The sequence below is a fragment of the Micromonospora sp. ALFpr18c genome, assembly GCF_008868155.1.
Classification (GTDB): domain Bacteria; phylum Actinomycetota; class Actinomycetes; order Mycobacteriales; family Micromonosporaceae; genus Micromonospora.
In genome coordinates, this window is the sequence record NZ_WBKR01000181.1 from 1 (window position 1) to 12906 (window position 12906).

General features: G+C 73.2%; 12 protein-coding genes. 5 read left to right on the forward strand and 7 right to left on the reverse strand.

Annotation, left to right across the window (positions count from 1 at the left end; genetic code table 11):
• The coding region (locus F8271_RS25025) for a hypothetical protein (RefSeq protein WP_151492276.1) at positions 1–768 on the reverse strand (768 nt) is incomplete at its 3' end.
• A gap of 98 nt (positions 769–866) precedes the next feature.
• Here F8271_RS25025 and cofD point away from each other — a divergent pair.
• Together cofD and F8271_RS25035 are read left to right on the forward strand one after the other, a co-directional pair.
• Positions 867–1814, forward strand: coding sequence for a 2-phospho-L-lactate transferase (cofD, locus tag F8271_RS25030; protein ID WP_151492277.1), 948 nt, complete (start codon positions 867–869; stop codon positions 1812–1814).
• Positions 1811–2899: a coenzyme F420-0:L-glutamate ligase gene (locus F8271_RS25035; protein WP_151492278.1), complete on the forward strand. Its 1089-nt coding sequence runs from the start codon at positions 1811–1813 to the stop codon at positions 2897–2899. Before cofD ends, F8271_RS25035 begins: the two co-directional genes overlap by 4 nt.
• A 127-nt stretch (positions 2900–3026) precedes the next feature.
• Here the strand turns inward: F8271_RS25035 and F8271_RS25040 are convergent, their stop codons facing one another.
• Complete coding sequence (locus F8271_RS25040) at positions 3027–4025, reverse strand: winged helix-turn-helix domain-containing protein (protein ID WP_151492279.1); 999 nt, start codon at positions 4023–4025, stop codon at positions 3027–3029.
• A gap of 285 nt (positions 4026–4310) precedes the next feature.
• Complete coding sequence (locus F8271_RS25045; protein WP_151492280.1) at positions 4311–5369, reverse strand: DUF4185 domain-containing protein; 1059 nt, start codon at positions 5367–5369, stop codon at positions 4311–4313.
• Between the two features lie 39 nt (positions 5370–5408).
• Between F8271_RS25045 and F8271_RS25050 the strand changes: the two genes are divergently transcribed.
• Entirely contained in the window at positions 5409–6026 is a 618-nt protein-coding gene (locus tag F8271_RS25050) for an NUDIX hydrolase (protein ID WP_151492281.1), read from the forward strand.
• On the opposite strand, the gene F8271_RS25055 is transcribed toward F8271_RS25050, so the two are convergent.
• Together F8271_RS25055 and F8271_RS25060 are read right to left on the reverse strand one after the other, a co-directional pair.
• Entirely contained in the window at positions 5995–7086 is a 1092-nt protein-coding gene (locus F8271_RS25055) for a mannose-1-phosphate guanylyltransferase (RefSeq protein WP_151492282.1), read from the reverse strand. The genes F8271_RS25050 and F8271_RS25055 overlap by 32 nt on opposite strands.
• 62 nt (positions 7087–7148) lie before the next feature.
• Positions 7149–8294 carry a glycosyltransferase family 1 protein gene (locus F8271_RS25060; protein ID WP_151492283.1) on the reverse strand — a complete coding sequence of 382 codons (1146 nt, stop codon included), beginning with the start codon at positions 8292–8294 and terminating at the stop codon, positions 7149–7151.
• 154 nt (positions 8295–8448) lie between these two features.
• Between F8271_RS25060 and F8271_RS25065 the strand changes: the two genes are divergently transcribed.
• Positions 8449–9138 (forward strand): TIGR03089 family protein, encoded by a 690-nt coding sequence (locus F8271_RS25065; protein WP_151492284.1) that lies wholly within the window; start codon positions 8449–8451, stop codon positions 9136–9138.
• 214 nt (positions 9139–9352) lie between these two features.
• Here F8271_RS25065 and F8271_RS25070 read toward each other — a convergent pair whose 3' ends face one another.
• Positions 9353–11332 carry an acetoacetate--CoA ligase gene (locus F8271_RS25070; RefSeq protein ID WP_151492285.1) on the reverse strand — a complete coding sequence of 660 codons (1980 nt, stop codon included), beginning with the start codon at positions 11330–11332 and terminating at the stop codon, positions 9353–9355.
• Positions 11333–11474: 142 nt separating this feature from the next.
• Positions 11475–11993, reverse strand: coding sequence for an acyl-CoA thioesterase (locus F8271_RS25075; RefSeq protein WP_151492286.1), 519 nt, complete (start codon positions 11991–11993; stop codon positions 11475–11477).
• Positions 11994–12016: 23 nt separating this feature from the next.
• Here F8271_RS25075 and F8271_RS25080 point away from each other — a divergent pair, with 23 nt between their 5' ends.
• Positions 12017–12688, forward strand: coding sequence for a hypothetical protein (locus F8271_RS25080; RefSeq protein WP_151492287.1), 672 nt, complete (start codon positions 12017–12019; stop codon positions 12686–12688).
• The last annotated feature ends 218 nt before the right edge of the window (positions 12689–12906 follow it).

Sequence of the window (12906 nt, forward strand, 5' to 3'; positions counted from 1 at the left end):
GGCGGGATTCACCGGCGGCGCCGACTGCGGAGCGGCCGGGAACGGCGGCGCGGACTGGGGGTGCGGCGGCGCCGACTGCGGGAACGTCGGCGACGGCTGGCCGTACTGGCCGGCGAACTGCCCCGGCGGGTAGCCGCCCGGCTGGCCGGCCTGCGGGTATCCGCCCGGCTGGCCGGGAGCGGGCCACCCGCCCTGCGGCTGGCCACCGGGCTGACCCGGCCAACCACCCTGCTGCGGCCAGCCCGGCTGGGGCTGACCGTAGACGCCCGGCTGCGGCTTCGGCCTCGGCACGTAGTAGAGGGCGCGCCAGACGGTGTAGACCACCCAGGCGGCGACCGCGAAGATCACCAGCCAGGCGAAGCGGGTGAGGACGCCGAGCAGCGCGTCGAGCACCTCGGCCTTGGCCAGCCGGCCCACCGTCCAGATCAGCATGGTCAGCGTGCCGAACAGGGCGCTGACCGCGTACTCGCCGAGCGCCACCTGCGTGATCAGCTTGGCCTTCGGCAGCACCGGCGAGACGTGGGTGGCCAACAGCACGGCCAGCAGTGGCAGGACCACCGCCTCCACCCCGATGAACGCGAAGAAGGCACCGCCCGCGCGGTCGGTGAAGTCGCTGTAGTCGTTCGGAGCGATCAGCCGGAGCAGGCCCACGAAGAGGAACACGGCGTTGGCGCCGAGCAGGGCGAGCGCGCCCAGTTCGCGTAGTGGCTTGGTCAGCTGACGGGCCTGCGTCGCATCGGTGGACGCGGGCTCGGCGGGGCTGGTCACGAGCTCCCCCTCGGGGCGTGGACGGACAGGGCGCACGTGAGCCTAGTCTCCCCGGCCACCGGCGGACCGGAGGCGTCACGTGCGCGAGGATGGTCGACATGCGCATCGTGGTTCTGGCCGGCGGCATCGGCGGCGCCCGGTTCCTGCTCGGCGTCCGGGCGTACGCCCGCGAGGTCGGCGCCGAGGTGACCGCCGTCGTCAACGTCGGCGACGACCTGTGGCTGCACGGGTTGAAGATCTGTCCCGACCTGGACAGCGTCATGTACACCCTCGGCGGCGGCGCCGACCCCGAGCGGGGCTGGGGCCGGGTCGGGGAGAGCTGGACGGTCAAGACGGAGCTGGCCGCGTACGGGGCGGAGCCGACCTGGTTCGGCCTCGGCGACAAGGACATCGCCACCCACCTGGTCCGCAGCACCATGCTCAACGCCGGTTACCCACTCAGCGCGGTCACCGAGGCGCTGTCGACCCGCTGGGAGCCGGGCGTACGCCTGCTGCCGGCCACCGACGACCGCCTGGAGACCCACGCGGTGGTCGAGGACGACCAGGGCCAGCGGGCGATCCACTTCCAGGAGTGGTGGGTGCGGTACCGGGCCGACATCCTGACCCACCGTTTCGTCTTCGTCGGCGCGGAGACGGCCAAGCCGGCGCCGGGGGTGCTGGACGCCATCGGTACGGCCGATCTGGTGCTGATCGCACCGAGCAACCCGGTGGTGAGCGTCGCGCCGGTGCTGGCCGTTCCGGGCCTGCGCGAGGCGGTGGCCGACGCGCCCGCGCCGGTGGTGGGTGTCTCGCCGATCATCGGTGGCGCGCCCGTCCGGGGGATGGCCGACCGTTGCCTGGCCGTGCTCGGTGTCGAGTGCAGCGCGGCGGGGGTGGGCCGGCTCTACGGCGGCCGGCCGGCCGGTGGCCTGCTGGACGGATGGCTGGTGGCCGAGGAGGACGCGGGCACGGTGGTGCCGGAGGTGACGGTCCGCGCGGTGCCGTTGCGGATGACCGACGAGGCGGCGACGGCGGCGATGGTCCGCGCCGCGGTGGAGTTGACGTGAGGCTGGAGATCCTGCCGGTGCTGGGCATCGGCCACGTGACCGAGGGGGACGACCTGGCGGCGTTGATCGCGACCGCCGCGCCCTGGCTGCACGACGGTGATGTGCTGGTGGTCACCAGCAAGATCGTGTCGAAGGCGGAGGGGCGGCTGGTCGACGTTCCGGCGGACGGTCCCGAGCGCCTCGCCGCCCGGGACGAGGTGCTGGCCGCCGAGACGGCGCGGGTCGTCGCCAGCCGGGGGCCGACCCGGATCGTGCAGACGCATCACGGCTTCGTGATGGCCTCCGCCGGCATCGACGCGTCGAACGTGGACAAGACGCGGCTGGTGTTGCTCCCGGTGGACCCGGACGCGTCGGCCCGCGCGCTGCGCGCCGCGCTGCGGGAGCACTACGGCCTGGACGTCGCCGTGATCATCACCGACACCATGGGTCGGCCCTGGCGCAACGGGCTCACCGACGTGGCGCTCGGGGTGGCGGGGATGCCGGCCATCCGCGACCACCGGGGCGAGGTCGACCCGTACGGTAACGAGCTGCAACTGACCCAGATGGCCGTGGTGGACGAGCTGGCCGGCGCCGGTGAGCTGATCAAGGGCAAGTGTGACCAGGTCCCGGTCGCGGTGGTCCGCGGATACCTGTCCGCCACCGGCCCGGACGCCGGCGGTGGCGCGCGGGTGCTGGTCCGCGACGCCGCGCAGGACCTGTTCTCGCTCGGCACCGCCGAGGCCCGGTCGGCCGGCCTGACCGACGCCGTCACGTTGACCGACGGTCCCGGCCCGACGCCGGCCGATCCGGCGGCCACGCGACGGGCGATCGAGGCGGTTGCCGGCGTGGTCGCGCCCGGCACGGTCTTCACCCTGGTCGACGAATCGGAGGTACGCGCCGGCCTGATCGCCGACGTTCCCGGCTGGCCGGACAGCGCCACCGCCCTGGTGCTCGGCGCACCGCCGGCCCCGGTGGACCCGATGGACCTGGTCCGCTTCGGCGCCGACCTGCACCGCCTGCGCGTCGCCCTGGCCGCCGAGGGCATCGGGTCGACCCTGCTCCCCCCGCCCTCCGGCAGCACGGCGAGCGCCGCGCTCGCCCTGTGACCGCCGGGCCGGGCCGGCCCGGCGTCGCGGCCGGACGCGGCGTCGCGGCGGCCCGGCGTCGCGGCGGCCCGGCGTCGCGGCGGCCCGGCGTCGCGGCGGCCCGGCCTCGCGGCAGGGCTGACCGGGGTCAGGCGTCGAGCATGGCCCGGCCGAGCGGGGTCAACGTGTGCAGCACCGTGTTGCGTTCGCGGTGACTGACGAGCAGACCGGCGTTGCGCAGCACGGTGGCGTGCTGACTCGCCGCCGCCGGTGAGATGTTGAGCCGACGGGCCACCTCCCCGGTGGTGCAGCCGTCGTCGCTGGCCTGCAACACCGCCGCCCGGGTGCGCCCGAGCAGCGCGGCGAGCGAGTCCCGGCCGGCACCCGGCGCGGCCGTCCCGACGCGGTCGGTCGGGGCCAACCCGCCCAGCCGGTCCACCGGATAGACGAGCACCGGCGGTAGCGCCGGATCGAGCAGGGCGACCGGGGTGGCCGCGCAAAAGAACGACGGCACCAGCAACAGTCCCCGGCCGTCCAGGTGCAGCTCCCGGCTGTGCGGGTAGGCGCGAACCTCGAGGACCCCACCCTCCCAGCGCATCGCCGGCCGGAGGCTGGTCAGCAACCCCTCCACCCCGCCGTCGAGCAGCGCCCGGGCGCGGCGGTTCCGGTCCGCCGCCACCGCCGCCTGGATCCGGTTCCAGTACGGGCTGATCGCCAGCGACCGGTACTGCTCCATCGACTCGGTGAGGTGGTACAGCGCCGCCACGTCACCCCGGGCCAGCGCGGCGGCCGACGCCGGCAGCGGCGTCTCGGCGGCCAGCACGCCCAGGTCACGTTGCAGCAGCCCGACGGGCGTGCTGTGGATCGCGTCCAGTCCGGCCTCGAGGCCGTCGACGCTGGCGTACGGGGTGAGGAAGTCGGGAAAGTAGCCACGCGGCGGGTTCAGCGCGAAGAGCAGTCTGAGCTGCTCGGAGGCAGCATCCTGGCGCAGCTCCCGGCTCACCGTGCGTCGCCACGTCGACGTCAGTGGGTCGCGGTTGCGGCTCTGCAACGCGTGCAGGCTGAGGACCAGCTCCCAGACCGGGTCCGCCGCCGGGGCCACCCGGGTCCGGAGGATGTCCTCGCCAGAAAAGTGGATTTTCAGCATGGGGCGCTCCCGTGTCGCCGGCAGGGGGATGCCGAGTGACCGTTCGACTCTACCCGGCCGGCAGTTATCTCCATCTTTAAGCCTGGGCTGAAAAAGCTCGACGTCTCCCGTGCCGGTTCGGCATGCTTCCAGTGCCCGAGCACGGTGCCGGTACGTCATGGACGCATCCGGCGCCTGGGCACCGGGACCGGGGAGGACCCGTGATCGGGCGGCACCACGAGGGTCTGCGGCCCTTGCTCCGCAGAGGTGCCGTCCGATCATCCCGCCGCCGCATCGTCGCCCCGCTCAGCCCACCCACAGCGCGACCCGGTGGTCCTCGTCCGTGACGTAGAAGAACCGCCCGTCCAGCGTGGCCAGCCCCTCGACGTGGTGGAACGGCGCCAGGTCCGCCACCACCTCCCCGTCGAGCCGGTACGTGTCCGGCACCGCGCCGCCCGACTCGACCGCAGGCAGCCGGAACCGGACGTGCCGCGACCGGACGTCACCCCCGCCCGGGTGGTCGTCGAGCAGCACCGAACCCTTGCCCAACGCGTCGATCGACCCGATCACGGCGTCGTACCCGCCGTCGACGGTCGGTGTGATCGCCCGGAACCCGGTCAACACGCCCGGCGGGGTCACCCCGGCCACCGCGTACGCTCGCAGCGCCCGAGGCCACGCCGGCTCCGCCGCGAACATGCCCGGCACGTCGGCCACCTCCACCACGATCGGCTCACCGGCCCCGCTGACCGGGTAGCGCAGCCCGAGCAGCGCCGTCCCCGCCGGGGTGAAGGCCGCCGCCTCCACGTTCAAGGGCAGGTCGTCCGGTGCCAGCCGGCTCACCCAGCTCTTCGCCCGGGCGGTCCCCCGGGCCAGGGTCTCCACGATGAACCGGTCCCGCACCCGCTCCCCCGGCGGCAGCAGACTCAGCGGCGCCGCGGCGAGGGCGTCGTTGACCGCCCGGTGCAGCCGGAACCGGTTGCGCACCACCTGCACCGGCAGCACCCCGGACGCCGCGTCGGCCTCCCGGAACCGGGCCACGAAGGCACGTCGGGGGCGCAGCGGGCCGGCCTTGGACCCGAAGTGGGAGCCGAAGACGTACACCCAGCCGTCGTGGTGGGCGAGCGCCTCGCCATCCTCGGTGCGGCCGTTCTCCAATCCGGCGTCGGCCAGGACGTGCCGTGCCGTCCACTCGCCGTCGTCCAACTCCAGCAGCAGGGCCAGGCAACGCTCCACCGGCCCCTCGTCCAGCACCGTCCAGAAGCCCCGCCGGGCGCCGTACGCGCGCAGCAGCTCGGCCGAACGCACCGGCAGCAGGTCGCTGGCCTCGTTACCGGCCACCACGAATTCAACGAGTCGCAGGGTCACCGCGCCAGGGTACGGAGCACACGCTCGTACAGTGGCGAGGTGCCCGACACCGTGCTCACCGGACCCCCCGCCCACCCGACCGACCCCGAGACGTACGCCGCGCTGCACGCCGACGCGACCGCGCTGCTCGGCGACTGGCAGCCCACCAGCCTGGACGCCGCCGCAGCACGCGGCAGGACCCTGGGACTGCTCGCCGCCGGTCCGGTCGCGATGAGCCGGCAGCACCGTCCCGGTCATCTCACCGCCAGCACGCTGATCCTGGACTCGACCGGCTCGCGGGTGCTGCTCTGCCTGCACGGCAAGTTCGGCATGTGGGTGCAGCTCGGCGGCCACTGCGAGCCGACCGACGACACCCTGGTCGGCGCGGCCCTACGGGAGGCCACCGAGGAATCTGGGATCGACGGCCTGCGCATCGACCCGGTGCCGATCGACGTGGACGTGCACACGGTGGCCTGCCAGGGCGGCTCCCTGCACTTCGACGTCCGGTTCGCCGTACTCACGCCGCCCGGCGCGGTGGAACAGGTCAGCGACGAGGCCGAGGCGCTGGGGTGGTTCCCGCCGGACGCGCTGCCCGAGCCGCTGGCCAGCGGGACCGCGCAACTCGTCGCGCCGGCCCTCGCGGCCCTCAGACGTAGCCCTCTTCGCCTCGCTCCTTGAGGTCGTCGACCAGGGCCTTGACGTCCTGGGCCCGGTCACGGGGGCAGACCAGCACCGCGTCCGGAGTGTCCACCACGATCAGGTCCCGCAGACCGAGCACCGCCACCAACCGGCCGGACTGCGGCACGACCACCAGGTTGGCGCTGTCCCGCAGCAGCACACCCGGCTTGGCATCGGTGCCCAGCACCACGTTGCCCGCCTCGTCGGCCGGCAGGACGTCGCCGAGGGTGTGGAAGTCTCCGACGTCGTTCCAGCCGAAATCGCCCGGCACGGTGGCCACCCGACCCGCGGTGGCAGCGCCCTCCATGACCGCGTAGTCGACGGAGATCTTCGGCAGGGTCGGCCAGATCGCCCCGAGCACCTCGTCCTGCTCGGGGGTGCCCCACGCGGCGGCGATGGCGGTGACACCGGCGTGCAGGGCCGGCTGCTGCCGGGCCAGTTCGGCGAGGAACACGTCCACCCGCCACACGAACATGCTCGCGTTCCACAGGTGTCGTCCGGAACGGACGTACGCCTCGGCGACCTCGGCGGCCGGCTTCTCCTTGAACTCGGCCACCGGCCGCCACGGCGTGCCGTCGGTCTCCTCGCCGGTCTCCAGGTAGCCGTAGCCGGTCTCCGGTCGGGTCGGGGTGATCCCGACCGTCATCAACATGCCCCGCTCGGCGCCGCGGGCGGCTTCCCGAACCGTGCGCACCCAGCTCTCCGGGTCACCGATCAGGTGGTCGGCGGCGAAGCTACCCATCACCGCCTCCGGCTCCCGCAGCGCGATCACCGCCGCGGCCAGCGCGATCGCCGCGCAGGAGTCCCGGGGGGACGGCTCGACGAGGATGTTCTCCTCGGGCAGACCGGTCAGCTGCCGGGCCACTGCCGCGACGTGCGCGGCGCCGGTGACCACAAGGGTCCGCTCGACGGTGGTCAACGGCGCGAGCCGGGCCACCGTCGCCTGGAGCAGCGAGGCGTTGGTGCCGGTCAGCGGGTGGAGGAACTTGGGGTGGCCGGCGCGGGACAACGGCCACAACCTCGTGCCGCTGCCACCTGCCGGGATGACCGCATAGAGCATCCGCACATCATGCCCGACAGAGTTCCGCCCGGTGGTCGGGTCGCCCCCGGAGCCCCCGACGGTCACGACCGGGCGCGGCTCCACGCGGCGATGTGCACCTCCGCGCTGGACTCCCAGGTGAACTCCTTGGCCCGGTCGAAACCGGCCTTCGCCAGCGACAACCGGCGCTGCTCGTCGTCCAGCAGGGCCGCCAGGTCGGTGCCGATCTGCTCCGCGTCCTCCGAGGTGTACGCCACCGCGTCGCCGCCCACCTCGGGCAGCGACAGCCGGGGCGTGGTGAGTACCGGGGCGGCACATGCCATCGCCTCGAGGATCGGCAGGCCGAACCCCTCCCCATACGACGGGTAGGCGGCGACCAGCGCGCCACCGAGGAAGCCGGGCAGGTCGGCGTAGCGCAGGTAGCCGGGGCGCAGCAGGCGCAGGTGCGACGGGACCTCGGCCACCGCCCGGTCGATGTCGTCGTCGTGCCCCTGGCCACCGGCGATCACCAGTGCCGGCGGGTCGGCCCGGTCGGCCACCGCGCGGGCCCAACCACGGATCAGGTTGGGGACGTTCTTGCGGGGCTCCTTGGCACCGAGGAAGGCGACGTAGCTGCTGTTGCCCAGCCCCAGCCGGGCGCGAACCCGGGCCTTCTCCTCCTCGCTGGGCGCGTGGAAGGCGGAGTGGTCGACACCGTGGTAGGCCACGTCGATGCGGGTCGGGTCGGCGTCGAGCAGCCGGATCAGCTCGTCCCGGGTGGCCTTGCTGGGCACGATCACCCGGTCCGCTCGACGCAGCGAGGTCTTGATGGCACTGCGGAAGAACGTCCGGCGCGACTTGTCGTAGTGCTCCGGCTCGGTGAAGAACGTCGCGTCGTGCACGGTGACCGTAACCGGGCAACCGGCCCGCAGCGGGCAGGTGTAGAAGGGCGAGTGCAGCACGTGCGCGCCCACCTGCTGGGCGAGCAGCGGCAGGCCGGTCTGCTCCCAGGCGAGCCGCGCCGGACGGTGCGCCACGGCGGCCGGCGCCGGGATGATCTCCGCGCCGGGCAGCATCCGGGTGTACCGCTCCAGGTCGGTGCGGAGGCTGACCACGGCCAACTCCACCCCCGACCCGCACACCTTGCCGAGGGCACCGAGCAGACCGTCGACGTATCGACCGACACCACCACGGTCGGCGGGGACACTCGTGGCGTCGATGAGCACGCGGGGCGGGCGACCGGCGGTCACGGGGCGACTCCTTGCACTGGCGGGTCTGTGGGGAACAACACTCCGGGGGTAAAGCCTACGCCGGAGTACGGGGCCGACGCTGACTGCGACCCGACCGTACGCCGACTTGTCATCGTCTTCGAGTACGGCCCACAGGGGCGTATCGTTCGCGCCGATGGCCGACAACATTGCCCGGGTTTTCGCCGACGCGATCGCGAGTGACCCGACCCGACCGCTGCTGACCTGGTACGACGACGCCAGCGGCGACCGCACCGAACTGTCCGGGGCCACGCTGGCGAACTGGGTGGCGAAGACCGCCAATCTCCTCGTCGACGAGGTCGGCCTCGCGCCGGGCACACCGGCCGGCGTGCTGCTGCCGCCGCACTGGCAGACCGCGGCGGTGCTGCTGGGGTGTTGGTCGGCCACGTTGAGCGTCACCGACACGCCGGGCGAGGTGGAGGTGCTGTTCGCCGCCGTCGACCGGTTCGACGAGGCGCAGTCCTGGTCGGCCGACGAGCGGTACGCCCTGGGGCTGGCCCCGCTCGCCGCTCCGCTACGCCAGGTGCCGCCCGGGTTCGCCGACTACGTGGTCGAGGTACGCCGGCACGGCGACCACTTCACCCCGCAGGCCGGGCCCGGTCCCGCCGACGCGCACCTGCTGGCCCGCGCGGAGGCTCGCGCCGCGGAGCTGGGCATCGAGCCCGGCGCTCGTGTGCTCGTCGACGCCGACCGCTACCCCGATCCGGTGGATTGGCTGCTGGCCCCGCTCACCCGGGCCGCCACCGTCGTCCTCTGCGCGAACCTCGACCAGAACCGCCTGGCCAGCCGCCAGGCCACGGAAAAAGTCACCCACACCCTCCCGTAGCCCCACTCCGGCGCCCGGTTGGGCGTCCGGCGCCGTCGAGGCCGGTGGGTGTGTCCGCGCCCTTTGCACTGCTTCAGGGGACGCACCACCAACGGGCCCAACCTGTTGCGCCCGTTGAAGCAGAGCAGAGGGTGGTGGCGGCACCTGGCCGGGACCTCGCGGAGCCTGGGCCCGCGAGCGAGCGAGTGGGCGAGTGGGCCGCCGGCAGGATCTGTCAGGCGGGCGTGTTGTCGGTGGTCCGGCGTTGGGCGAAGGCGGCGAAGGACGCCAGGGACTCGGGGTTGGCCAGGGCACCCTTGGCGGCGGCCCGATCGACCGGGACGCCGGTCAGGATCTTCTTGACCGGGACCTCCAGCTTCTTCGCCGACAGGGTGCGCGGCACCGCACGAACCTGGTGGATCTCGTCGGGTACGTGCCGGGGCGACAGCGCGGTCCGCAACTCCCGGCAGATCTTCGCGCGCAGCGGGTCGTCCAGCTCCAGGCCGTCGGCCAGCACCACGAAGAGCAACAGCTCGCCGGCGCCGCCCTCGTCGTCCTCCAGGTGCACGACCACCGAGTCGACGACCTCGTCCAGCCCCTCGACCACCGAGTAGAACTCCGCGGTGCCCAGCCGCACCCCGCCCCGGTTGAGGGTGGCGTCGGAGCGCCCGGTGATCACGCAACCGCCCCGGGAGTTGATGGTGATCCAGTCGCCGTGCCGCCAGACGCCCGGATAGACGTCGAAGTAGGCCTCGCGGTAGCGCCTGCCGTCCGGGTCGTTCCAGAAGCCCACCGGCATGCTCGGCATCGGCTCGGTGATCACCAGCTCGCCCAGCTCGCCGATGACCGGCGTGCCGTCGGCGGACCGGGCCTCCACCTTCGCGCCCAACGCCCGACAGGCGATCTCACCGGCGTACACGGGCAGCAGCGGCACCCCACCGACGAAACCGGTGCACACGTCGGTGCCGCCGGAGAGCGACTGGAGCTGCACGCGGTCGCTGACGGTCTCGTACACCCATCGGAAGCCCTCGGCGGGCAGCGGCGCGCCGGTGGAACCGACACCGCGCAGCGCGGACAGGTCGGCGATGTCCCGGGGCACCAGCCCGGCCTTGCGGCAGGCCAGCAGGTACGGCGCCGAGGTGCCGAAGTACGTCGTCCCGGTCTCCGCCGCCAGGCGCCACAACCCACCCAGGTCAGGGTGGCCCGGGTTGCCGTCGAAGAGCACGATGGCCGCGCCGACCGCCGGGCCGGACACCAGGAAGTTCCACATCATCCAGCCGGTGGTGGTGAACCAGAAGAACCGGTCGGACGGGCCCAGGTCGTGGTGCAGGGCGAGCATCTTCAGGTGCTCCAGCAGGATGCCGCCGTGGCCGTGCACGATCGGCTTGGGCAGCCCGGTGGTGCCCGAGGAGTACAGCACGTACAGCGGGTGGTCGAACGGCACCGGCGTGAACGTCAACGGCTCGTCGGTCGGCGCGGCCAGCTCGGCCCAGTCGAGTACGCCCTCCGGCGCGGCCCCGGGGTCGAGGTAGGCGATGCTGACGGTGTGCCGCAGCGACGGCAGGGCGGCCCGGATCGCGGCGACCTCGGCCCGGCGGTCCACCGGCTTGTCGCCGTACCGGTAGCCGTCCACGGCGACCAGCACGGTCGGCTCGATCTGCTGCCACCGGTCGGTGACACTGCGGGTGCCGAACTCCGGCGCGCAGGACGAGAAGATCGCCCCCAGGCTGGCCGTGGCGAGCAGCAGCACGTACGTCTCGGGAATGTTCGGGGCGTACGCCGCGACCCGGTCCCCGGCGGTGACGCCGAGCCGGCGCAGCCCGGCCGACACCCGGCGGACCTGCGCACGCAGTTCGGCGGCGGTCAGAGTGACCGGTGCCCGGGTCTGACCGTGCGCGATCACCACCGGGTCGTCGGCGGCGCGACCCGGCATCCGCAGCACGTTCTCGGCGTAGTTGAGCGTGGCGCCGGGGAACCAGCGGGCCCCGGGCATGCCCCGCTCGGCGAGGGTGGCGGTCGGCGGGGTGTGCGCGATCACCTCGAAGTGGTCCCAGATCGAGCGCCAGAACCCGTCCAGGTCGGTGACCGACCAGTGCCACAGCGCGTCGTAGTCCGCGAAGTCCAGCCCGCGGTGCTCGCGCAGCCAGCGCAGGTAGTCGCCGATCCGGGACCGCTCCAGTACGTCCGCCGGCGGCGCCCACAGCATGTCACCCACTGGTCCACCCTCCCCTGGCCCGGCACGACACTGTGAATGGGCCGTGGCGCCATCTTGCCCTACCTCGAAGCGCCATTCTGCGCACCGGGTGCACCGACCGACGCGTGCCCGGCCCACACTCCACCCGGCCAACCCATGTGGTTCAGCCGGCGCGGTGGGCCTGGATGGCGCGGCGGCGGGCCAGCCGGTGCTCGCGGCGGATCTCCGCCTCCCGGTACCGGCGCTCGTCCTCCGGCGTCTCCGGCAGCACCGGGCGGACGACCCGTGGCGCGCCGCCGACGTCCACGCCGACGAAGACCAGGTACGCGGTGGCCACCCGCACCGGCGCGTCCTCGGCCGAGTCCCACCGCTCGGCAACCACCCGTACGCCCACCTCCATCGAGGTCTGCCCGGTCCAGTTCACCTGTGCGTGCGCGTGCACCAGGTCACCGACCCGGACCGCCTCGGAGAAGACGATCTCGTCGATCGCCGCGGTGACCGCCGTACCTCCGCTGTGGCGGGCCGCCGCCGCGCCCGCCACGTCGTCGACGAACTTCATCAGGACCCCGCCGTGCACGGTGCCGTAGAGGTTCACGTCGGCGGCGGTCATGATCTTGCTGAGGGTGACGCGGGAGTACGACGTCGGCTTGCCGGTCGGAGCGGCGGAGAGGTGCTCGGTCATGCCGGAAACGGTACGGTGCGCGGATGCGACATCTCTGGAGCTTCCTCGCCGGGCTGGTGGTGGCGCCCATCACCTGGTTGCTGGTCACACTGGGGCAGGACGGGTCGAGCCGGACGGTCGACCGCTGGGTGGAGATCGGCACGTTCAACACCGCCAACCTGATCGAGCCGGCCGTCTACCTCGGTGTTGGCGGTGTTCTGCTGGGTCTGCTCGGCACGCTGCGCTTCTCGCCGCTGGGTCCACTGGTCGCCGGGCTGCTGCTGGTCACCCCGTATGTCGGGATGTTCGTCGCGCCGTTCGAGGTGCGCGACGCGGTCCCGCAGGGATGGAAGGTGTTGGGTGACCCGCTGCCGCTGCGGCTGCCGGTGGAGAACGGCACGCTCTTCCTGCTCGGCATGCTGCTGCTGATGGCGACGTTCAGCGGGCAGCGCTGGCGGCGGTGGCCGCAGCCGGTAGCCGTTCCCGCTGAGACGCCGGTCCCGGCGCCCTCGGACGGCCCCCGCGGCGACAACTTCACCCTGACCGACTGGCCGCCCGCCGAGCCTGCTGAGCGGGACACCGCTCCGCTCACCCTGGGTTACCCGGCCGACCCGACGCCGACCGAGCCGCTGCCGCGCCGGGTGGGCGGCGAGTCGCCCTGGTCAGCGCCACCGCGCGGGCAGTCGCGGCCCGAGGACACCACCGAGATCCGCTGATCGTCGGGCGGGCCGGGGAACCGGCCCGCCCCTAGTACGGCAGCCGCCATTAGCAGTCTGACCTGCTGGGATGTGGTGGGGGCGGCGTCCGACATGGACGCAGCCGCCCGTTGATCATGTGTTTGTGAAGACAACAAGATCGAAGGCGGCTGCTGCTGCCAGCATAGAGGCTGCCCGGGCGGCCCGGACCGCGGGTGAGTTGCTGGGACGGCTGCGGT

Excerpts from the sequence above, each read along its gene's own strand:
- cofD (WP_151492277.1), top strand. The coding sequence starts at position 867 with ATGCGCATCGTGGTTCTGGCCGGCGGCATCGGCGGCGCCCGGTTCCTG.
- F8271_RS25040 (WP_151492279.1), bottom strand. The coding sequence starts at position 4,025 with ATGCTGAAAATCCACTTTTCTGGCGAGGACATCCTCCGGACCCGGGTG.
- F8271_RS25055 (WP_151492282.1), bottom strand. The coding sequence starts at position 7,086 with ATGCTCTATGCGGTCATCCCGGCAGGTGGCAGCGGCACGAGGTTGTGG.
- F8271_RS25065 (WP_151492284.1), top strand. The coding sequence starts at position 8,449 with ATGGCCGACAACATTGCCCGGGTTTTCGCCGACGCGATCGCGAGTGAC.
- F8271_RS25075 (WP_151492286.1), bottom strand. The coding sequence starts at position 11,993 with ATGACCGAGCACCTCTCCGCCGCTCCGACCGGCAAGCCGACGTCGTAC.
- F8271_RS25080 (WP_151492287.1), top strand. The coding sequence starts at position 12,017 with ATGCGACATCTCTGGAGCTTCCTCGCCGGGCTGGTGGTGGCGCCCATC.